A 20224-nucleotide genomic window follows, 5' to 3' on the forward strand; every position below is an offset into this window, starting at 1 on the left:
CAGCGCAGACATCCGATGATCCGTGTGGAGGTCCGAGGCGGATGAGGGTGGTGGTCCGAGGCGTCGTGCATTGTCAAAGCGAGTCAGAGCCGGAGTGAAAGCTCCAGTGTAACGCCGTTCGCGGCGAGATCGAGTTGGGTACCCAACTCTGCTGCCCATATGATTTCCGGTTCTCGCACGTGAAGTCGAAGGTCAGTCGGTGACCCAAACGTGACCCAACGCCGCCCGGGACGACTCTCGCGAGGGATACCGGCAAATAAACTATTGAAATATTTGTAGATTTGGTGGGCACCAGGGCTCGAACCGGGGACCCGCTGATTATGAGTCAGCGGCTCCACCGGCTCGTCGCCGTCGGCGACGAAGCAGTTCCTCAGCGTCGACATCCAAAGCATTGGCTATTCGCTCGAGCACCAAAAGAGAAGGATTTCGCTTGCCGGTTTCGACGCCACTTAGATACGTCTGGTGGACCTTGCTCCTGTCAGCCAGCTCCTCCTGGCTGAGTTTCTTTGCTCGGCGCAACTCCTGAATGTTTAGGCCGACTCGGTCCCGCAAGCGCATGCAGGGAAAGCAGAAGAAACTGCGTCATCAGCCCATAGACTATGAGTCATAAAATAGATAGATTCGCCCGGCTGGAAACTGAGAGACCTATGTCGCCAGACCCGGTTGAGCCGCGCCTTGGTCCCTTTGTCGAAAGTGGCCAAAGAAATACGAATGTAGGTTATCGAGACGTATTGACGGGGCAAGTCGTGTCCTCAGTCGAGATTCCGTCCGAATTAATCGAACGTGCCGTTCTCGATCGCGTTTCGGTAGAAATCGCTCTTTCAGGCGACGGACAGATCGCCTCAACTGCGACCGGTAGCGGGTCGGCTTCAGCGAAGAAAATGATCCACGTCGACGAGCTGGTGGAAGCATTCTTGACCAGCAGTAATCTACATTTGGAGGAGGCGACGGTATTTGACCTGCGAAAACTTCTTGAGAGACTCGAAAAATCGGTTCGAGCAGTGCAGCGGTCGATCGCGCAGTTTGAGGAGGCGTCGACTTGAGCTGCCGGCGCACTTTCAGGGCGAGGAATCTTCCCGCCCGCGTCGTGCTAACCTACTGTTCCTCCTGAAATCCGGATCAGCCTCGAGAAATGCGGCCAACATAAAAGGTATCAGTTCGGCAATCTCCTCCTTGCTGCCGTAGGTCTCTGCATAAAAATCAGCGTATTCGCGCAGCCGCTTCGCGAGGCTCGGCGCCAACACGACATTCATCTTCACCGGCGTCCGATCAGGTAGCTTCGCAAGTTTCATATCGTCATCTACCCTTAACTGCGGTTTGAACGTCCCGGTAAGGCTTCAGCACCAAGTCCTTCGAAACAATCACCCGCAGTTGCCATCCCGGGCGCACGGTGATCGTCGGCTGCACGTCGAGCTGTCGCTCTACCAGGCGCTGTCCCGCACGATTGGTCGTTTGCTGCGCGCTTTGGCGCAGCGCCTTGACGAGATCGCTCTCGTCGTTGCCGATCGAGAGTTGGGTTCCCACTCCGATCAGCGTCGCCAGAGCCACACCCTTCAGCATCTGCCAGGTGTGGAAATCCACCTCATCCTCAAGCCCGGCGTAACCCGCGACATCCGTGGCCGGAAGATTTTCGATCACAATCGAGTTTCCGTTCGGCAGGATGAGCCGCGACCACACGACCAGAGCACGCTTCTGGCCGAAGGCAACGACGCTATCGTATTTGCCAACGAGCCGCGTCCCCTGTGGGATCAGAAGGTGCTCGCCCGTCACTGTGTCATAGACGTTCTCGGTGACCTGACCGATCGTGGCGCCGGGCAGATCCGAGTTAAGCCCCGTGACGAGGCTAGCCGGAATGATCGACCCCGCCATCACGGCATAGGTGGATGGTGCTGGTTTCAGCGCGTGCGGATTGGTGGTTTCCCTATCGGCTTTCGCTCCCGCGAAGGCGAGTTTTCGAGCCTGCGACGGGGGAATGATCTCGCTGGACCTGTCCACCATCGTCTGCGCCGCCCGGGCCAGATCGGCAGCAGACGGTCCTGCATCGGCGGCTTGAGGCCGGAACGCTGAAGGCGAGCTGGCCGGGGCGTCTGTCGTGCTCGCCTGCTTGCGCTTGTCCTGCTTCTCCGACAGGCGGAAGAATAAGCCTGATTCCTTTGCCTGTTGGGCAATACGCGCCTGGCGGATGCGCTCGGCTCTTTCGGCATCCTCCTCTGGATTGGCATGGAAGCCGCCTTCGGACGTCACGCCGGCTTTCTTTTCGGTTTCGGCAAAGGCCCGGCCTATATCCCCTGGGGATGGTGGTCCAAGCCGGGGCGTCGATGGCGGCAGGTCTTCATAGGACTTCGGCAGCTTGCTCAAACCTTCGGCCGTTTGTTTCCGATCGGTATTGTAGAGTTCTGCCCGTTCCGCAGACTTGAACGCGCCCGGCGGACGGAGCGCCATGATCATCGCACCGGCAACAAACAGTGCGGTGACCGCGCAGCCAATCATCAGCGCCCGCCTGTTAAGGCGCCGAATTGGCCTCGGCCGCGCCCGCAGTTCGAGTGGCTCCGGTGGATCGTGGTCCAGCCCGTTCGTCATGAAGCGCTCCCGGCGCTGAAGGCCTGCGATACCGGCCGGGCGTCAATACGGATGATCCGGACGATGCGTTGTGGATTTTCTCCAAGGCGGAGCTCGGCGGCACCGAACATCCGGTCGACGATGTAGTAGGAGCCACGGACTCGATAATTGACGAGATTCGGGCGGCCATCCGCTCCTGCGACAAACAAGGGCGGCGCTTCGCCCTGCGAAAGACCGGACGGCATTTGGATGTAAACCTTTCGGCCATCGTCGAAGGCCCGCAACGGCCGCCATGGTGGGTCATCCCCCTCGATGCGATAACGGAAATTCAGGCTGTCCAGCCGCACGCCTCGATCAGCAATCTTTTGCTCGTTCTCCTGAGCGACGACATTTTGCTTGTGAAGGGCAACGAGGGTGTCGGTCGGATAGGTCCACGAGATCGAGGCCATGTAAGTCGGCTTCGTGGACACAAGCTCCAAATGATAGGCGCGTCGATCAGTCAGAACTACAAGGTTCGTCTGAATGTCCGGGAGCGTCGGCTTGACCAGGATGTGCACTCGCCGTGCCGTCCCCTGCCCGCTCGACGTATCCCCAACCACCCAGCGAACGGTATCGCCTGTGGAGACATCGATCAGTTCCTCGCCTGGTTGAAGCGCAATGGTTGAGACCTTCTCCGGGCTCGCATAGAGCCGGTAGAGCGCGCCTTCCGTCCAAGGGTAAACTTGGATGGCGTTGATGTAACCAGCGCGCGTCGGCTCCATTCTCGCAGCCTTATTGGCCTTCGCGATCGCCTGCTCCGGCGGCACTTTTTCCTCCTTGGCGCCCTTTCTCGGATAGGGCTTCAATTGGCCAGGCAGCGGCAGGACCTTGGGCATTTCAACGACCGCAACTTCCTTCGGCGGATTGGCCTCGGGAAGCGCTTGCTCAAACGTCATTTCATCGTAGGGCGCTTCAAGGTTGAGCTTGGTGGCGCAGCCGCAAAGCATGAGCGATAGGATAAGGACGCTGGCCGACGCGAGTTTGGTGGGGGCAGCAGCATTCATTTGATGTCTCCGATGAGGTCGCGCGACCAGTTGAGGGAATGGACATAGAGACCGAGAGGATTCTTCCGCAGCGTCTCGGCATCCTTGGGCGGCTTGAGAACCGTCGTGACGAGCCCAGTGAAGCGCTCCGTCTTCGCAATCGAGCCGTTCTCGTAGACGTTCTCCTTCCAGCGGATCTCGAAGCTGTCGCCGGACGCGCGCACCACTGAGGTGACTTCGGCAGTCACCGTCTTGGACCCGATTTTCGTGAACGGATCCGCCTCTCGCGCGTAGTCGTTCAAAGCCTGCGCACCACGGTCGGTGACGAAGTCGTAGGCGCGCAGCCAATTCGCCCGGACAATGACCGCGTCGATCGACAGTGAGCGGACGTTCTCGATAAAGCGCGCGAGAAAATGCGCGATCTGCCCATCTGATGGCTGATAGGCTTCCATCGCCGGCCCAACTGCACGCATCTCACCGAGGCGATCGACCTCGATCACATAGGGCACGACGCCTGAGCGGGCGATCTGCGTGAAGATCGTCAATCCGAGCACGCCGGACAGGCCGATGGCCGCCAGCGCCGCTAACCGCCAGTTGCTGGCTTGTACGCGCGCGGAGCCTAGTCGCTCGTCCCAAACCTGGGCCGCCTTCTGATAGGGGGTAACGGGCTCAGGTGTCTCGCCATATCGAACGGACGGTCGTTGAAAGGGGTGTGCTGCCATATCTTATTGCTCCCCCAGTTTGGGACCCGAAGAGTGACTGCCCTTGTCACCCTCCTTCAGGGTATGGACAGCAATCTGGGCCGCCTCCTTCACGTATCCTCGTCCCGGCGATGCCGATGCACGGGGTGCCTCCGAGGAGGTCGTGCTGCGTGTGGCGCTGCCTGCACCGCCATTTGAAAGCTGACTCGCCGCAAGCGTCTGAGATGACGAGCTACCGGTTGAGGATGCTCCCGCTAGCGATGCCGCGGAGCGGACCGCGGCCATCGAGCCGCCCGCAGCGGCACGCAGACCACCGATCGCCGCCGCTCCGCCACCGATCGCGACGGCCGCAGCGCCGGCCATTGTTCCCGCGGCCGCGCCGGCGCCAAGCTGGGGCGCACCTGAGACCAATCCCGCGGCAATGCCGGGACCAAATATGCCAAGGCCAAACAGCGAGAGAGCCGCAAGCAACAGGCTCATGGCCGCGGCAATGTCGATTGGCTTCGTCAAGGTGCCGGCAAGCTGACCGAAAATCGTCGATCCGATGCCGATGATGATCGAAAGCACCATCACCTTCACGCCGGATGCGACCACATTGCCGAGCGTCTTTTCCGCCAGAAACGCGGTCCTTCCCCATAACGCGAACGGTATCAGAATGAAGCTCGCGAGCGTCGTCAGCTTGAACTCGATCAACGTGACGAATAGCTGCACCGAGAGTACGAAGAAGGCGAGCACGATCAGAATCCAGCAGAACAGCAGGATCAGGATTGTCGGCATGTTGGTCAGGACGTCGAAGCCCGAGAATTGACTGGTCTCTTCCAGAAGCGGATGCGCAGCCGTAAATCCGGCGGACGCGACAAAACCCGGCCGCATCAGGTCAGCCGCGCTCAGCGAGCCGCCGGACGCCTTCAGTCCGATGCTCGAGAAGGATACAAAGACAATATCGGCGAGGCTCTTGAAGTTGCCGATAATGAACGCGAAGGCGCCGATATAGAGGATCTTCTTGGCCAGCGTGACCAGGATATGGTCATCGGGGCGAAAGCTCCAGGCAAGGCCTGCAAGCGTTAGATCAATGCCAATCAACGTTGAACTCAGGAACGAAACTTCGCCCGACAGAAGACCAAAGCCAGAGTCGATATAGCGCGAAAAGGTCTCAGTGAAACGATCGATGACGGAAAGATCGGCCATGGCGCCCTCGCCTACTTTCTGCCGTTGTAAACACGGCCGTCGCCAATGAAGCGGATGAACCGCTCCCTTGCGGCGGCAGCTGACGCTTGTTGCTCGGCCGCTCGTAGTGTGTCCGCGCGCGCCTGGGTTGCCATCAGCGCCTGTGTCTGCAACGACTGCTTGATTTGCAGGGCAAGCAATTCGTTGCCCGACTGTTGCGCCTGCAAGGCGCCAACCGCGCCGGAGGAATTCGCCATCAGCGTTCGGAGCGTCTGACCGTCCTGGTCCTGTGTGCTGAGAATGGCCGATTGAATTGCGAGCGACTGCTTTAGAGCCTCGTAGCTATGGCCCCATCGCGTCGTTGCGTCCCGCACCAACTTGTCGGACGAGACCGCTGCTGCATACTGGCGCGGATAAAGCGTTTCAAAGTCCTGCCGGGCTTTCTGAACATCAAATGAGATACCTTTTGCCTGGACAATCAGACCATTCATCTGATTGATGGTTGACGTGAGCGGACCGGCGACGCTCGTCGGCAGACTCTTGAGGTTCTTGGCCTGATTCTGCAGCGACCGCGCCTGGTTTTCGAGGCTTCTGACCTGATTGTTGATCTGCTCGAGCGCTCGAGCTGCGGTCAGGAGGTTCTGGCCGTAGCTCGATGGATCGAATACGACGACTTGCGCTTCAAGGGGCTGGGATCCAAAGGCAATGACGAGCGGCAGCGCTATGACCGCGGCCGCTGTCAACGTGCAGCGTCGAGTTGACGTCCTGTAGGCGGCTTCCAGCATGGACAGCTCCATAAGATTGAGATTGGGCTAGGCTTTGCGAGCCTGTTCAAAGGTGCTGATCAGGTTCGCGGCCCAGTGCAGGTCTCGTTCGGCTAGATAGCGCTCGGCAAAATGATGTGGGCCGAAGCGCGTCAACACCGCGCCTATCGCCCGTTGATCATCGGGCGAGGACGTGGCGGCAAGCGCGAGCGCCACCGGTCCGAGGCCCAGCTCAAAAAGGCGGTTGCCGGCGCGGGATTGCAGATAGTAGTCGCGCTTGGGAAAGGCTTCGGCGATCAGGCGGACCTGGGTGTCGTTCAACCCGAACCGCTGATAGGTCTCCGTCTGGGTCGGCTCGAGTGCACGGGGGTTCGGCAGGAATATCCTGGTAGAACAGGATTCAATAATTGCGGGTGCAATCTGGCTATCTGCGATGTCCGCAAGCGACTGGGTGGCGAAGATGACCGCAACATTCTTCTTGCGCAGCGTCTTCAGCCATTCGCGGATGCGGCTCGAAAAGAGCGGGTCGTCCAGAAACACCCATGCTTCATCAAGCACCAGCAAGGTGGGCCGGCCGTCGAAGCGGGTTTCAAGGGTGTGGAAGAGGTAGGTGAGAACGGGCGCGACCAAGCCCGGTACCGCCATCAGTTCTTCCATCTCGAAGGTAAGAACGTCTGCACTTGAAAGGCGGTCGGCGTCCGCATCCAGGAAGCGCCCGTAGGGTCCTTCGAGCGTGTAGGGTTGGAGCGCCTGGCGCAATCCGTCGCGGGCGAGCAGTGCCACAAGGCCGGTCATTGTCCGCTGGGACACTGGTGCTGAGCCGAGACTCTTGAGCGCCGACCAGAGCGTCTCCTTGACTTCGGGCGTTATGGTCACTCGCTCATGAGCGAGTACGCCGCAAAGCCAGTCGAGCGCCCAAACGCGTTCCCCTTCCTCCGCAACATTCTTTAGCGGCTGAAACGCGATGCCGCCCTTGACGCCGAGCTCGTACCAGGCGCCAGACAAGGCCAGCGTGGTGGCGCGTGCCGAACGGCCCTTGTCAAACGCAATCACTTGTGCCTTCGGATAGCGGCGGAACTGAAGGGCGAGCATCGAGAGCAGAACGGACTTGCCTGCCCCGGTAGGACCGACAATGATGGTGTGCCCGACATCTCCAGCGTGGAGCGACAACCGGAATGGCGTCGACCCCTTGGTCTTGGCGATTAAGAGCGGCGGTCCATCAAGGTGCTCGCAACGCTCAGGCCCGGCCCAGACATCCGAGAGCGGGCACATGTGGGCGAGGTTCAGCGTGTGAATGATGGGCTGGCGGATATTGGCATAGGCTTGTCCCGGCAGACCGCCGAGCCAGGCTTCTACCGCATTGATACTTTCGCGGATCACGGTGAAGCCACGGCTATTGATCACCCGCTCGACCGCGCGGATCTTTTCATCCGCTTGCCGCGCGTCCTCGTCGCTAACCGTGACGGTCGTGGTGACATAGCCGAACGCGACCAAATCATCGCCAAGCTCCGAAAGCGCAGCGTCGGCATCAAGAGCCTTGTTGCTGGCGTCGGTGTCGAGCAGCGCCGCCTGCTCGTTGAACATGACTTCCTTCAGGACCGCTGCAAGTGACTTCCGCTTGGCAAACCATCGCCGGCGGTAGCGCGACAGCGTTGCGGTCGCCTGCGTGCGATCGAGCGGAATAAATCGCGTTGCCCAGCGGTAGGCGATGCCAAGCCGGTTTAACTCATCAAGCAGCCCAGGAAAGGTGACCGTCGGAAAGCCAAGGACGGTCAATACCCGAAGATGGCTCCGCCCGATTGCTGGTGACAATCCACCGGTCAATGGCTCATCGCTTAAGAAGCAGTCGAGATAGGCCGGAATTTCGGGAACGTTGACTGGATGTCGCTTGGTCGAGATGCAGCTATGAAGGTAGGTTAGCGTCTCTGCATCGTTCAGGGTCCCGATTTCGGGCAAGACCGATGACAATAGGTCGATCGCCCGGTCGGTTTCCTGGATGAAACGCTGGAGATGATCCAGATAGCCATGCCCGCCTCGAGGAGGTTCTTGGCTTCCTTCCGTAGTGGCGTGATGGCCACCGTCTGCCTGCTCTCTCTGTTGATCAACATCGACGGCGGATTGGCGCCGGCAATGACCGGCCTCTCTGTCCGCCACGCCATCCCTGCCTTTCGGGCGTTCCAGGAACACGCCTTCAAGCCGTGAGACCCTTTCGGCCGGCGGCAGATACATCAAGGTAAGATGCAGTACGCTCTCAAAATGCTGTCCGCGCGGACGCGACGGATCCTCCCAGGCGGCGTCGGTAGCGCCCTCGAACGCAGCGCGCCGCTCCTCATCGACCAGCCAGGATACTGGATCCGGAAACTGCGAGCGCGGATATTCGAAGGCCGGGATGCGCGTCGCATCAAAGAAGAGAGCCCATCCCGAGCCGAACCGCTTCAGTACGTTATTGACGCGCGCAGCAACGCTCAGAAGTTCGGCCTCGGTCGCACTGTCGAGGTCCGGACCGCGGTAGCGGATCGTACGCTGAAAGCTGCCATCCTTGTTCAGGATCACGCCTGGTGCAATCAGACATACCCATGGCAGCCAATCAGCCAGACGGTACGCATTGCTCCGGAATTCTCTCAAATTCAGCATGCAAGCCAACCCTTGTGCTTGGTGTGGCGGATTGCGACTTCGACAAAGGCCGGGTCTCGTTTGGCAAGCCAGACCGCTACGCTATGCCCGATGATCCAAAGCACAGCGCCCGCCAGCCAGAGCCGCAAACCAAGCGCCAGTACAGCCGACAACGTGCCAATCAGGATGGCGGCCGCGCGCGGCGCTCCACCGAGCAGAATGGGCTCGGTCAACGAGCGATGAAGCACGAGTTCGAATCCCTCCGCGCGCATCAGATCAAGGCTCCGCCGCCAAACGAGAAGAACGAAAGAAAGAAGGAACTGGCGGCAAAGGCGATCGAGAGGCCGAACACGACCTGGACCATGCGTCGAAAGCCGCCTGAGGTGTCGCCGAAGGCGAGCGATATGCCGGTCACGGTGATGATGATGACGGCGACGATCTTGGCGACGGGTCCCTGCACGGATTCGAGGACGCGCTGGAGGGGAGCTTCCCACGGCATGCCCGAGCCTGCCGCATGTGCCGCCGAGGCCGTAAAGAGCATGCAAGCAGTAGCCACAACGAGTTCGGCAAAGGGAAATCCCCGTGCTGGACACCAGGGAAGGCGCGAACGCACGTATAGGCGCAGTCGAACAGACATTTGCAGTCTCCATTGATCAGGGACGGTGAGCGGTGTTTGGCAGCCCGGGCGGGGTTTCGAGGACGTAGTCACCGGACGGATCGAGGCCCTTGAGCTCGGCCACTGCCTCGATGCGACGTGCGGGACCACGCCCCTTGATGAAGACGATCAGGTCAATCGCCTCGGCGATCAGACGGCGGGGCACCGTGGCAACCGCCTCCTGGATCAACTGTTCAATCCGATAGAGCGCAGCTCGGGCCGAATTGGCATGGACCGTCGCGATTCCGCCGGGGTGGCCGGTATTCCAGGCCTTCAGCATGTCCAGGGCTTCGGCCCCTCTGACTTCGCCGACAATAATCCGGTCGGGACGCAGGCGGAGCGTCGAGCGCACGAGATCGGCAAGGCTCGCTACGCCCGGCTTGGTCCTCAGCGTCACTGCGTCTCTCGCATCGCAACGCAGCTCGCGGGTGTCTTCTATGATGACCACCCTCTCCTCAAGGCCTGCAATTTCCGCAAGAAGCGCATTGGCCAGCGTTGTCTTGCCCGAGCCGGTGCCGCCGGCGATCAGGATGCTACGTCCTTCTGTGACCGCGGCCATCAGCACCTTGGCCATCACCGGCGAGGCGATCTGCGCTTTGACGTAGTCGGCCAGACGGAACGTGGTTGTTGCTGGTTTCCGGATCGCAAAGCACGGAGCGAGCGAAACCGGCGGCAGCACGCCCTCGAACCGCTCGCCCGTCTCGGGAAGCTCTGCTGAGATGATCGGCGATGACCCGCTCGCTTCCGCCCGGACATGACTTGCGACCAGACGAATGATCCGTTCCGCTTCCTGCGCTGTCAAAGCCACACCGGTATCCGACCGGCCGCTTCCGTGCCGATCAAGCCAGAGTTTGCCATCCGGATTGACCAGCACCTCGACGACATCGGCTTCTTGCAAGGCAAGTGCGATCGCCGGTCCCATTGCGGTTCGAAGCATTCCGCGGCGGCGTTCGCGGGTTTCGGGCGAGAGGAGATCAGACATTGCCGACCTCCTCCCGTCCCGCCGGAGACAGCTCCGGCTGCTGGCCCGCCGCAAGCTGCGTGCAGGATTTGGATGCGGCGGCCTGGGAAGCGCCCAATGGGGCGCCCTCCTCGATGTTCCGCATGAAGAGATCCGGATTTGAGGTACTGACGCGTTCCATCACGTCCGCAACGAGTCTACCTCCGGAAGCAACCCGCTTGCCGACCTGGGCGACAAACATCTCGAACCGCTCGCGTCCCAGTGCGCGCGCCGCCTCCTGATCTCCCGAAGGCAGCGGTGGCGTGATGGTCAGGTAGTAGCGGATGAAGAGCGCGATGGTTTCTGCCATGACGGAGAGATCGCGGTCGGCTCGCTCGAGCTGCCGGCTCATCCGGTCCAGCCTTCTGATCAGCGCCGCATCGCCGCTCGCGTCCCGCTCGGGATTGAGGAACCGATCCAGCGCGGCATCCACAATGGCTGACTTGTTCGTTCCCGGCCGGCTCGCGGCAAGCTCAAGCCGCTGCGCCACGCTATCGGAGACATAGGCCGACAGTTTTGGTTTCATGAGGAGAGCTTTCAGAATGCAGGGAGGAGATCGTCACCATCGCGGGTGACGGCGTGGGCCTGGCGGATGGTGGTGGACGAGTCTGCAGCTCGCTGCATCTGGCTGCGATCGGCGGCGGCATCAATGTCGTCGTCCAGCAGTCGCTCCTCGATAAGGCGGACTGCGCTCGCTTGGGTTTTGACTTCCTCAAACAACGACGGCTGCTGCTTGAGACCGTCCTCCTCGCCACCCGCCAGCATTAGTTCTCCGTAAGGAGTTGTTGCGAGGCGAAGATCGACAGGACGAACCTGGTCACCCCAATCATCAGGGCGTGCCGCCGGGCGATTGGGATATTCTCCGCTACCAAGTCGCGGCGGCCGACGCAGGCGGCTTACAAAATTTGCATCTTCATAATGCCGGAGCTTGGAGGCGCGCACCGGTGCGAGCCCCGAAACGAGAACGATCGCCTGGTCCGGCGGCAACTGCATCACCTCGCCAGGAGTAAGAAGCGGCCGGGCGGTTTCCTGACGGCTAACCATGACGTGGCCAAGCCAGGGGGCAAGTCGATGGCCAGCGTAGTTGCGCTGCGCACGCAATTCGGTCGCGGTGCCTAATGCATCCGAAATGCGCTTTGCCGTCCGTTCGTCATTCGCGGCAAAGGCGATGCGGACATGGCAATTGTCCAGGATCGCATTGCTCTCGCCGTACGCCTTTGCGATCTGATTGAGCGACTGTGCGATCAAATAGGCCCGGATACCATAACCGGCCATGAAGGCGAGCGCACTTTCGAAGAAGTCGAGCCGGCCGAGCGCTGGAAACTCATCCAGCATCATCAAAAGTTCGCGCTGCTTGCGATTACCCGCGTTAAGCGTTTCGGTCAGTCGGCGGCCGATCTGGTTGAGGATCAACCGGATCAATGGCTTGGTACGACTGATGTCCGACGGAGGTACGACGAGATAGAGCGTGACCGGCCTGCTGGCGCTGACTAGGTCGGCAATTCGCCAGTCGCAACTTTCGGTGTTTCGGCTGACGATGGGATCACGATAAAGCCCCAAGAAACTGACAGCCGTCGAGAGCACGCCTGAGCGTTCGTTCTCGGATTTGTTCAACAGCTCCCGCGCAGTGGCGGCGACCACGGGATGAACTTTTGGCTCGGCCTCCGTCCCAAGGTGGTTTGTGGCCAGCATGATCCTGAGGGTTTTCTCAAAGGACTGCGCGGGATCGGCCAAGATCTCCGTGACTCGAGTAAGCGTCTTCCGCTCTTCGGCATAGAGGACGTGGAGGATAACTCCGACAAGCAGAGAATGACTGGTTTTCTCCCAATGGGTGCGGCGTTCGAGTGCGCCTTCAGGGTCGACCAGGATGTCGGCGATGTTCTGGACATCGCGCACTTCAGCCGCACCTTTCCGGACCTCGAGCAACGGATTGTAGCGCGCGCTTCTTGGGTCAGTTGGATTGAACAATAGACAATGCGAGAAGCTTGAGCGCCAGCCTGCAGTGAGCTCCCAGTTCTCGCCTTTGATATCATGCACGACCGCGGACGAAGTCCAGGACAACAGCGTCGGCAGCACAAGCCCTACGCCCTTTCCTGAGCGCGTCGGTGCGAAGCACATCACGTGTTCTGGCCCGTCGTGACGCAGATAGTTATTCGCGAGGCGACCAAGGAACACGCCCTTGGCCGCGAAGAGACCGGCAGCCTTGATCTCCTTGGAGCTTGCCCAGCGCGCCGAACCGTATGTCGTCACGAGGAGATTTTGCCGCGCGCGCCAAACCGAGTTGATGATCGCGAACAGCGCTCCTGCAACCCCGCCGGCTGCAGCGATCGCACCGCCCTGTTCGAAGATCCCGGGCGCATAGGCCTCGTAGGCGAACCACCATTCAAACAATCGCCAGGGCAGATAGACGGGATAGCCGGCAATCAAGAACCAAGGGGCACCCAGCCGCTCCTGAAATCCGAGGGCTGCTGCGGTCCATTGGGTCGCGCCCCAAGCTGACGCGACGACGATGCCGAACACGACGGTGATCTGACCAACATAGATTTTCGCCGGAAACATTCGGATCGCCCCATTCACCCACCAAGTGAACGGCACGATGAAAAGGGCGAACGCGTCCTGCGTTCAATCGAAATAAAAATGCGGCATTGGAAGAAAGAGCAAGATTGAGCACGCATGGTCTGGCGAGGAAGAACAGCGTCAAGCTTCCGCGCAGGTGATCCGGCACCTCAATTAAAGGTGAACTGCCCGATCAAATTAGATCAGGCTTCAGGCGGACCTGATTGCGAAAAAGCTACGGGCGGCGTTCCGCAGCGTTCCCTTGCGCGGAGCGTGGAATCACGTCGAACCGCAAGCCGACGACGCCCAACACTTGGCGTACTGGCTGAAGGTCCTCAACGCCGGCAAGCAAGCCGTCTTTACTGCCGCATTCGAAGCGAAAGAAGTGGTCGCGTTCCTCGTAAGGAGAGCGCATAGCATCCACGCCAACGCGGCCCGTCTGTGCTCGAAGCGATTTTCCGCAAGAACCAAGGGCACTGCTTGACCGATTCGTGCCTTAAACCTCCTTAAGGAGGACCACATGGCACAACAATCATGGAAGCGGCCTGGATCGCCTATCGGCAAGAAAGGACCGCGCAAGGCAAACCCGAAGTACAAACGCCGCTCACGCCAGCCATGGAGCGACAAGGAAGTAAGGCAGCTTCGCTCGCTTGCGAAGGCGAACACCCCAACCGGCGTCATCAGCGTTAAAATGGAACGCCCTCCGGCGTCGATTGTCAGCAAGGCGCAGCGGGAGGGCATCTCGCTTCGGCCAACCAACCGTTCACCTTACAACCGTCGCAAGTCCGCAAAGAAGGTGCGGCGCTGATCCCGTGCTGGCGGTCTCTGTCCTAGAATCTGGCTAACGTCAGACCCTTCGAGGCCGTCAGCACGAACACGTTCGCACGGCATCCCTACCCACATCGGCAGCCCAACTCGGCACTCCACGCTCGATTGGGGCAGTTTCTCGCATAACCCACCGATAAGCGAATGGTGCCGCCCCCGGACGCACGGAGTTGAAATGCGTCTTTGCGATAACCTGACCCCGATGAAGATGCCTGCGCCGAACAGGCTGATGGCCCGCTTGCCACGACTATTTGCAAGACAAGCCCTTAAACGAGCTTGCCCTCAGAATCCCTTCCGACGTGATATCGCGGTATTCGATGTCGGCGACGAAGGTTGGCTCCACCCAGGTGGCCTTCGGCTTCCTGACAGACTTGGTGAGCTTGGATCTGGGACTGACGACCGTGTCGAGCTGCTTGCGGATCTGGCTGGAGACGCTGCGGGACCAGCCTGTTCCGACCTTGCCCAGGTAACGCAACTGATTGCCTTCCTGCCTGCCGAGGTACAGCGCCGCAACGCCCGAAGGGTCCTTGACAAATCCGACCACGGGAAACTTGCCCCGCTGGGTGGCTTTGACCTTCAACCAAGCCTCCGTCCTCTCCGACCGGTATGGCGCGTCAGCGCGTTTGGAGATGATGCCCTCCCAGTTCAGTTTGACGGCATGCTCGAACATCTCCTGCCCGTCGCCGATAAGGTGCTCGCCGTAGAGAACGGGTAGCTCGATGTCGTTCTCGCCAAGCAGGTCGAGCAGCGCCTGCTTGCGCTCGATCTGCGGAAGCTTGCGCAGGTCGCCGTCGCGCCAGAGGAGGTCGAAGGCGTAGTAGACCAGCCGGTACTGTCGGCCGGCGGCGAGTTCGGCTTGCAGTTCGGAGAAGTTGGTGCGGCCTTCGTGAACTACGACTACTTCGCCGTCGAAGATGGCTTGGCCGGGAATATCGAGGGCGCCGGCGATGGTCGAGAAGCGCTTGGTCCAGTCCAGCCCGTTACGGGTGTAGACCTTCTTCCTGCCCGAGTTCACATGAACTTGCACCCGGTAGCCATCGTATTTGATTTCGTGAAGCCACTGGTCGCCTTTGGGCGCCTTCGACTTCAACGTCGCAAGCTGGGGCTTAATGAACCCCGGCATCTCAATACGCCTTGGCAATAACTCAACTCACAAAAAAGCCCGCTTGGGCAAGCGGGGCATTTTTGCTCAGTTTTCCCGAATCCTGAACAATCAGGGGACGTCGCCAGTCTTCTGCTACCAATACTATAGGCTTGTCGAGAAAGTACTCGCGATTGCCCAGCGCCTTCTCCGTATACTGGTCGATGGCGACCGTGATGGCCTGGACGTGCTGGTAGCACCACCCTTCCCGCGTCGCTAAATACCGGACTTCCGCCAAGGCCTTGATGAAGGGCGGCGGGTTCGGATCATCTTGGAAGTGCCTCACCACTTGCGGCCTCCCAACACTCTGCTCGGCTTCGGGAGTTCGGCCTTTAGCCGGTCCCGTTCGGCGCAAAGGCCGTCGATCTTATCCAGCATCCTTTGCAGGAGAGCTTCGGCCGAAGCCGTTGGGCTTCCAGCCCGTTGGAGCTGCAGGATTTCCCCGCGCTGGCGTCCTACCTGAACGCGCATGCGCTCGATCTCGTTACGGATGTAGTCAAGTCCCATGGCCTGGCTCACGATGAGGCGTCATAAGAACGGAGCAGGAACGGTCGAGTCAAGCATCGCAAGCTATCAACCGAATAGCGCCGGCGGCTGATAGCGGGGACAAATCCCTGATGCGGTGAATAACTCCCTATTCTCCGCATAATTTGCGGCAAATTATTCGTGCGGATGCGGAGAATAGCTGCCATATTCTCCGCAAAGGATGCGGAGAATGCTGACCATCCACCAACTACCCGATTGGCCTCACTTTTCGTGGGATTCGGATAGCCTGGCCACGCAGCTTGCGGCAGTTCGGCTGCGGCAGGGGCAGCTTATTGGCCGGATGCAGGGACTGGGCTTCCCCCAGCAGGAAGAGGCTGTCCTGACCACCCTGACCGAAGAGGTCCTGAAGTCCAGCGAAATCGAGGGAGAAAAACTCGACAAGGATGCGGTGCGCTCATCGCTCGCGCGTCGCCTTGGCATGGACGCGGGCGCCCTGCCGTCAGGGGACCGAAATGTCGAAGGCATTGTCGAGATGATGCTCGATGCCACTCAGAAGTTCAAAGCCGAGCTTACGGCAGAGAGACTCTTCGGCTGGCACGCGTCGCTCTTTCCGACGGGCCGCAGCAACATGAAGAAGATCATTGTGGGAGCCTGGCGCAACGCGTCGGCAGGACCGATGCAGGTCGTCTCCGGCAATTACGGACGTGAGCGCGTGCACTACGAGGCACCGACCGCCGAAAAGCTTGACGCTGAGATGACCGCATTTCTTGATTGGTACAATACCGAGGAGAAGATCGATCCGATCATCAAGGCCGCCATCGCGCATCTTTGGTTCGTGACCATCCATCCCTTCGAGGACGGCAATGGACGTATCGCACGCGCCATCGCCGACATGTCGCTGGCCCGCTCTGAAGCAATTCCGCAGCGCTTCTACAGCATGTCCGCCCAGATACGCGCGGAACGGAAAATGTATTATGAGATGCTTGAGAGTACCCAGAAGGGTGACCTCAACATTACACCGTGGCTTGAGTGGTTCTTAGGCTGTCTCGACCGGGCCTTTAGTGGGGCAGAAATCGTTCTCGCAGCCGTGCTTGAAAAGGCGGAATTCTGGAAACGGCTTGCCGCTGCAAAGATCAATGATCGGCAGCGCGACATGCTCAATCGTGTGCTGGACGGTTTCGAGGGCAAGCTGACAACGAGCAAATGGGCTGCAATTGAGAAGTGCTCGCCGGACACGGCCTTGCGCGACATTCAGGACCTCGTTGATCAGGGCGTCCTCGCCAAGGACAAAGGTGGAGGCCGAAGTACAAGCTACTCCCTCGTCTCCTCTTGAATTCCGTTGCAAGCAAACGCATCCGCCAGACGAAGCACTCCCAACGATCTTGGCGCCCAGGGGGCGACGGGAATCGGGGGCCTGACCGTCTGCGCCGCGGGCAGAAGGCGGAACCAGAAGCGGGAGCAAGCTAAACTGGTTTCGCAAATAATATAACCATCAGACCTCCAGCACCTTAAGTTGGATTGTGGAAGCTTCTCTGCAAAGGTGAACCGGATCCGTGAAGCCTGCGCCCTTTAGCGTCCGATGCCGCGCTTCATGCCAATCGACCAGGATATGCCCTCCCCGCCGACCCTACCGGTAACTACCTGCCCCCGAGCGCGCTCCAGCACGGGGCGCCAAGGCACCAGCGCGAAGTCGTGGGTCCGCTCGATTAAAGCGAAGCGACCGCTATTGAGCGTCAGCATGCGCCGGTACACGCCACTGACGCTGTCGCCGGTCTTGACCTTGCGATGTTCAAGTCCGGTGCGCGCAGAGATGTCCGCGGCCGCTCGCGTCAATTCGCGCGCCTCAAGCGTCCGCAGCATGTTCCGCGCGTAGCGCACTTGCCCCTCCTCCTCCCGTGCGAGCCCCTGTTCGATCAGCCATTGCCGTCTCGCGCGCAGCGCTGCCTCGACTTCCGCGCCGAAGCCGGTTGATGCGAGCCCATCTGGGTCCTTTCCAATCAGCTTACGATCAAGCCACGTCGCCCCTAACGCCTCCGGCAGACTCTCGAGCTTTTGCCACGACAGCACCGCAATCCGTACCGGATTGCGCGAGCGGTGGAGCGCCTCATACCGCGCCGCTCGATCGAGATGGTCTTCGCCGACCTTCCAGCTCCCGTCGGAGAGCCGCCTTGCCATTCCCTCTTGCCGCATCGCCTCAAGGCGCCGCACGTGTGAGGCCACATATTCCTCGGAAGCTTGCGGATCGAACTCGCGATGCAGTCGGTCGCTATAGATGCCATGGCGGGCGGCGATCTTGGCGACGGTTCGGTCGATCTCGCCCGGCCCGGCGGTACGCGATCTGAGTTCGAGGACGGTGTTCCGAACAAGCGGATCCTCGCCGGCGACGAGAGCACCGACCTCGGCATAGTGCGTTCGCCCGTCGATCCCGTCGATCACCACGTAGCGGCGCTCCCGCAACTCATCCGAAAACCCTTCGCCGACGACCCGTCCGACCAGGCGTTGACCGCTCTGATCCGGATCGAAGATCGCATAGCTGCCGGCCGTCCGTGTAACCCCGGCTGCTGCAAGCTCGCTATGCATGGTTTTGATGATGTCGCCGCGCTCGCCCATCCGCCGGAGCTTTGTTTCCAGTTCGGTATCAACTCGCCAATGGCCGGGACTCTCCTCCTCGGCCAGTCCCATCCGCTCGAGTGTTCGCAGCCGGCCCATTCGCGCCGAATGCCAGGCAGGCTCCCCCGTGGGCTGCACGCTGAGGTCAAGACCGCCCTCCCGGGCGTCACGAAGGATTGCCCTGTCAAGGCGCGTCAAACGCTCGGCCGCGACCTCCTGCTGGAGCTTGCGCGCGGCCTCGATCTCCGTCTCAGGACCGAGCTCCCGCGTAACGAGGTCTGCCGCCCGCGCCCGCAAGCCGTGGGCGATATAGTCACGGGCGATGACGAGGTCCTTTCCATCCTCTTGCATGCCGCGCAGAACGACATGGCTGTGCGGATGGCCCGTGTTGAAATGATCCGCAGCAACCCAGTCGAGCCTGGTGTCGAGATCCCGTTCCATCTGCCGCATCAGGTCGCGGATGAAGAGCTTCAGGTCAGTAAGCTCTGCGCTGTCCTCCGCGGCCACGATGAAGCGGAACTGATGGCGGTCGCCCTCACTTCGCTCAGCGAACGCCTTGCTGTTTGCCCGGTCGCTAGCGGCATCGTAAAGCTCCCCTGGTTCGCCCTCGCGCGTGACGCCGTCACGTTGCACGTAACGCAGATGCGCCCGGACCGCGCCGGCGTCGCCCGCCTTGATGCGCACGACGCGCGCCTTGATCACGACGCGACGCTGGCCCTTGCTCCGTCCCCGTCCGGCCAGGGCCGCGCCTTGGGCGTGCCCCCGACCAATACGGCCGCCAGTGAAGGACGAAGTGCGCCTGGACGCGATGCCTGCCTTTGCGGCCGCCTGGCGGACGCGCCGCAGATAGCTGGTCGCCCTCCGGGCCTTCTTGTTGCCAAGCCGTCCGAGCTTCACGTCCAACTCGTCGTCGAACTCCTGCATGGCCCTCAGGTCCGCATCGATGTAGATCCGCGGATATGTGACGTCGACAGTTGCTCGCCAAGACGCAGACGCGATTGATAAGAAACGGCAACACGTTAGGCCTGATCTGGCGACATCGCGCGCTGCGGTGTCGCCAGATCCTGGATGTGCAGACAAGGACTTAGGCTCCTTGAGGCGCCAGTGCTTTTATCTTGCTCTCCCGCTTCTTCGTTTCAACCGTTGATCTAAATGGAAGAGCTTGCTTGACCCGTGAGCTCGCGATCTGCCCGAACGGGCGGCCCGGCGGCAAGGGTGAAGAGGTGCGCACCCGTTTTCCGACGCGCACGATCGTCGTCGTGAGCCACTTTCAAATATCCGACTTCCAAGTCCAGAGCGGGTGCGCCACGCCCAAGACATCGCAACGCAGGACCGGCCCGAAGTATCGCGAGTCGAACGAATGAGGATGCGGCTGCAGCAGGAAAAATTCCCCCTCGACCAGTCTCATGCAGCCTTCCCAGGAGGGAAGCGGCAGCCCCTCCCAGTCCTTCTCCAGTACCTCAGCGACGACCTTGCCGTTGATGGACATGGTGCCGATCGGCTCTTTCGCGCGGCAGACTTCGTCTCCACCGCTCGCTTCGACCCGCTTCAGAAGCGGTACCGGCACAGGCAAGATTCTGTGCGCGATGATCAAGAGTTCGATCGCGGGTGGCGGCTTGAAGACGGCGAGTTCGCCGCGCACTGGTGAGCGTTGCTCCAGATAATAGAACCCCAGCGGAGCGCTGCCGGATGCATTGTAAATCAAGAGCGGCACCGAGGGTGCAGAGGACATCAGAAGAGTGATGATGCCGGCGCACATGGCCGAAAGAATGCTGGCCTGCCGCCACAGTCTTGTGCGATCAATCTGCATCGGAGGTCGACCTCCGCTTGCTTGCCTGCGACCATTCGACGAGATCTTCGATGTGGTAGCGGACATAGCGTCCGTGCTTGCGGTAAGCGGGCCCTCTGCCGTTCACCCGCATCTTCTCTAGGGTGTTTTTGGTAAGCCGGAGCCAGGCGGCGGCTTCCACCGTGTTGAGGAACGGCTTTTCCGGTTCTTTGTCGTCACTTTTTGTCATCGTCCAACGTCCCCTTATCGAATCTCGCACAAGCAAGAGGTGCAAGGGGAAGCGTCGTCAGATCGGGACTGTTTTTGGAGTGGCGAAGATGGCGGACCTTGTTTCGC

General features: G+C 60.5%; 20 protein-coding genes. 2 read left to right on the forward strand and 18 right to left on the reverse strand.

Going from position 1 to position 20224, the window contains the following annotated elements; genetic code table 11:
- Nucleotides 1-318: 318 nt before the first annotated feature.
- Nucleotides 319-558, reverse strand: coding sequence for a helix-turn-helix transcriptional regulator (locus tag IVA95_RS27710; RefSeq protein WP_247513387.1), 240 nt, complete (start codon nucleotides 556-558; stop codon nucleotides 319-321).
- A gap of 188 nt (nucleotides 559-746) precedes the next feature.
- Between IVA95_RS27710 and IVA95_RS27715 the strand changes: the two genes are divergently transcribed.
- Nucleotides 747-1043: a hypothetical protein gene (locus tag IVA95_RS27715; RefSeq protein WP_247513388.1), complete on the forward strand. Its 297-nt coding sequence runs from the start codon at nucleotides 747-749 to the stop codon at nucleotides 1041-1043.
- A 15-nt stretch (nucleotides 1044-1058) separates the two neighbouring features.
- Here IVA95_RS27715 and IVA95_RS27720 read toward each other — a convergent pair whose 3' ends face one another.
- The 14 genes from IVA95_RS27720 to IVA95_RS27785 form a co-directional block, all read right to left on the reverse strand.
- Nucleotides 1059-1292 (reverse strand): DUF2274 domain-containing protein, encoded by a 234-nt coding sequence (locus IVA95_RS27720; protein ID WP_247513389.1) that lies wholly within the window; start codon nucleotides 1290-1292, stop codon nucleotides 1059-1061.
- A gap of 4 nt (nucleotides 1293-1296) precedes the next feature.
- Nucleotides 1297-2580 carry a TrbI/VirB10 family protein gene (locus IVA95_RS27725; protein ID WP_247513390.1) on the reverse strand — a complete coding sequence of 428 codons (1284 nt, stop codon included), beginning with the start codon at nucleotides 2578-2580 and terminating at the stop codon, nucleotides 1297-1299.
- Nucleotides 2577-3602, reverse strand: coding sequence for a P-type conjugative transfer protein TrbG (trbG, locus tag IVA95_RS27730; RefSeq protein ID WP_247513391.1), 1026 nt, complete (start codon nucleotides 3600-3602; stop codon nucleotides 2577-2579). Before trbG ends, IVA95_RS27725 begins: the two co-directional genes overlap by 4 nt.
- Complete coding sequence (gene trbF / locus IVA95_RS27735) at nucleotides 3599-4303, reverse strand: conjugal transfer protein TrbF (protein ID WP_247513392.1); 705 nt, start codon at nucleotides 4301-4303, stop codon at nucleotides 3599-3601. The genes trbG and trbF overlap by 4 nt, the downstream gene beginning before the upstream one ends.
- A gap of 3 nt (nucleotides 4304-4306) precedes the next feature.
- Entirely contained in the window at nucleotides 4307-5470 is a 1164-nt protein-coding gene (gene trbL / locus IVA95_RS27740; RefSeq protein ID WP_247513393.1) for a P-type conjugative transfer protein TrbL, read from the reverse strand.
- A gap of 11 nt (nucleotides 5471-5481) precedes the next feature.
- On the reverse strand, nucleotides 5482-6234 hold the full coding sequence (gene trbJ, locus IVA95_RS27745; RefSeq protein ID WP_247513394.1) for a P-type conjugative transfer protein TrbJ: 753 nt from the start codon (nucleotides 6232-6234) through the stop codon (nucleotides 5482-5484).
- A gap of 27 nt (nucleotides 6235-6261) precedes the next feature.
- On the reverse strand, nucleotides 6262-8847 hold the full coding sequence (gene trbE / locus IVA95_RS27750; RefSeq protein ID WP_247513395.1) for a conjugal transfer protein TrbE: 2586 nt from the start codon (nucleotides 8845-8847) through the stop codon (nucleotides 6262-6264).
- Nucleotides 8841-9098 (reverse strand): VirB3 family type IV secretion system protein, encoded by a 258-nt coding sequence (locus IVA95_RS27755; protein ID WP_247513396.1) that lies wholly within the window; start codon nucleotides 9096-9098, stop codon nucleotides 8841-8843. Before IVA95_RS27755 ends, trbE begins: the two co-directional genes overlap by 7 nt.
- Nucleotides 9098-9463 carry a TrbC/VirB2 family protein gene (locus tag IVA95_RS27760; protein WP_256470300.1) on the reverse strand — a complete coding sequence of 122 codons (366 nt, stop codon included), beginning with the start codon at nucleotides 9461-9463 and terminating at the stop codon, nucleotides 9098-9100. Before IVA95_RS27760 ends, IVA95_RS27755 begins: the two co-directional genes overlap by 1 nt.
- Before the next feature lie 16 nt (nucleotides 9464-9479).
- Nucleotides 9480-10463 (reverse strand): P-type conjugative transfer ATPase TrbB, encoded by a 984-nt coding sequence (gene trbB / locus IVA95_RS27765; RefSeq protein ID WP_247513398.1) that lies wholly within the window; start codon nucleotides 10461-10463, stop codon nucleotides 9480-9482.
- Entirely contained in the window at nucleotides 10456-11007 is a 552-nt protein-coding gene (locus IVA95_RS27770) for a CopG family transcriptional regulator (protein WP_247513399.1), read from the reverse strand. The genes trbB and IVA95_RS27770 overlap by 8 nt, the downstream gene beginning before the upstream one ends.
- 11 nt (nucleotides 11008-11018) lie before the next feature.
- Nucleotides 11019-13040: a conjugal transfer protein TraG gene (locus IVA95_RS27775; protein ID WP_247513400.1), complete on the reverse strand. Its 2022-nt coding sequence runs from the start codon at nucleotides 13038-13040 to the stop codon at nucleotides 11019-11021.
- A 1069-nt stretch (nucleotides 13041-14109) separates the two neighbouring features.
- On the reverse strand, nucleotides 14110-14985 hold the full coding sequence (ligD, locus tag IVA95_RS27780) for a non-homologous end-joining DNA ligase (RefSeq protein ID WP_247513401.1): 876 nt from the start codon (nucleotides 14983-14985) through the stop codon (nucleotides 14110-14112).
- Nucleotides 14986-15007: 22 nt separating this feature from the next.
- Nucleotides 15008-15292, reverse strand: coding sequence for a hypothetical protein (locus tag IVA95_RS27785; RefSeq protein ID WP_247513402.1), 285 nt, complete (start codon nucleotides 15290-15292; stop codon nucleotides 15008-15010).
- A 426-nt stretch (nucleotides 15293-15718) separates the two neighbouring features.
- Here IVA95_RS27785 and IVA95_RS27790 point away from each other — a divergent pair, with 426 nt between their 5' ends.
- Entirely contained in the window at nucleotides 15719-16822 is a 1104-nt protein-coding gene (locus tag IVA95_RS27790) for a Fic family protein (protein ID WP_247513403.1), read from the forward strand.
- Nucleotides 16823-17058: 236 nt separating this feature from the next.
- Here the strand turns inward: IVA95_RS27790 and rlxS are convergent, their stop codons facing one another.
- The 3 genes from rlxS to IVA95_RS27805 all read right to left on the reverse strand — a co-directional run bounded on the left by rlxS (nucleotide 17059) and on the right by IVA95_RS27805 (nucleotide 20117).
- Nucleotides 17059-19023: a relaxase/mobilization nuclease RlxS gene (rlxS, locus tag IVA95_RS27795; protein ID WP_247513404.1), complete on the reverse strand. Its 1965-nt coding sequence runs from the start codon at nucleotides 19021-19023 to the stop codon at nucleotides 17059-17061.
- Nucleotides 19024-19369: 346 nt separating this feature from the next.
- A complete protein-coding gene (locus IVA95_RS27800; RefSeq protein ID WP_247513405.1) occupies nucleotides 19370-19909 on the reverse strand; it encodes a S26 family signal peptidase in 540 nt (179 codons plus the stop codon).
- Nucleotides 19899-20117, reverse strand: coding sequence for a helix-turn-helix domain-containing protein (locus tag IVA95_RS27805; protein ID WP_247513406.1), 219 nt, complete (start codon nucleotides 20115-20117; stop codon nucleotides 19899-19901). The genes IVA95_RS27800 and IVA95_RS27805 overlap by 11 nt, the downstream gene beginning before the upstream one ends.
- Nucleotides 20118-20224 lie beyond the last annotated feature (107 nt).

This window comes from Bradyrhizobium sp. 157 (assembly GCF_023073815.1).
In the GTDB taxonomy this organism is placed as follows: Bacteria; Pseudomonadota; Alphaproteobacteria; order Rhizobiales; family Xanthobacteraceae; genus Bradyrhizobium.

Coding starts and splice junctions, on each gene's coding strand:
- IVA95_RS27710 (WP_247513387.1), bottom strand. CDS start 558: ATGCGCTTGCGGGACCGAGTCGGCCTAAACATTCAGGAGTTGCGCCGA.
- IVA95_RS27720 (WP_247513389.1), bottom strand. CDS start 1,292: ATGAAACTTGCGAAGCTACCTGATCGGACGCCGGTGAAGATGAATGTC.
- IVA95_RS27725 (WP_247513390.1), bottom strand. CDS start 2,580: ATGACGAACGGGCTGGACCACGATCCACCGGAGCCACTCGAACTGCGG.
- trbG (WP_247513391.1), bottom strand. CDS start 3,602: ATGAATGCTGCTGCCCCCACCAAACTCGCGTCGGCCAGCGTCCTTATC.
- trbF (WP_247513392.1), bottom strand. CDS start 4,303: ATGGCAGCACACCCCTTTCAACGACCGTCCGTTCGATATGGCGAGACA.
- trbL (WP_247513393.1), bottom strand. CDS start 5,470: ATGGCCGATCTTTCCGTCATCGATCGTTTCACTGAGACCTTTTCGCGC.
- trbJ (WP_247513394.1), bottom strand. CDS start 6,234: ATGCTGGAAGCCGCCTACAGGACGTCAACTCGACGCTGCACGTTGACA.
- trbE (WP_247513395.1), bottom strand. CDS start 8,847: ATGCTGAATTTGAGAGAATTCCGGAGCAATGCGTACCGTCTGGCTGAT.
- IVA95_RS27755 (WP_247513396.1), bottom strand. CDS start 9,098: ATGCGCGCGGAGGGATTCGAACTCGTGCTTCATCGCTCGTTGACCGAG.
- IVA95_RS27760 (WP_256470300.1), bottom strand. CDS start 9,463: ATGTCTGTTCGACTGCGCCTATACGTGCGTTCGCGCCTTCCCTGGTGT.
- trbB (WP_247513398.1), bottom strand. CDS start 10,463: ATGTCTGATCTCCTCTCGCCCGAAACCCGCGAACGCCGCCGCGGAATG.
- IVA95_RS27770 (WP_247513399.1), bottom strand. CDS start 11,007: ATGAAACCAAAACTGTCGGCCTATGTCTCCGATAGCGTGGCGCAGCGG.
- IVA95_RS27775 (WP_247513400.1), bottom strand. CDS start 13,040: ATGTTTCCGGCGAAAATCTATGTTGGTCAGATCACCGTCGTGTTCGGC.
- ligD (WP_247513401.1), bottom strand. CDS start 14,985: ATGCCGGGGTTCATTAAGCCCCAGCTTGCGACGTTGAAGTCGAAGGCG.
- IVA95_RS27790 (WP_247513403.1), top strand. CDS start 15,719: ATGCTGACCATCCACCAACTACCCGATTGGCCTCACTTTTCGTGGGAT.
- rlxS (WP_247513404.1), bottom strand. CDS start 19,023: ATGCAGGAGTTCGACGACGAGTTGGACGTGAAGCTCGGACGGCTTGGC.
- IVA95_RS27800 (WP_247513405.1), bottom strand. CDS start 19,909: ATGCAGATTGATCGCACAAGACTGTGGCGGCAGGCCAGCATTCTTTCG.
- IVA95_RS27805 (WP_247513406.1), bottom strand. CDS start 20,117: ATGACAAAAAGTGACGACAAAGAACCGGAAAAGCCGTTCCTCAACACG.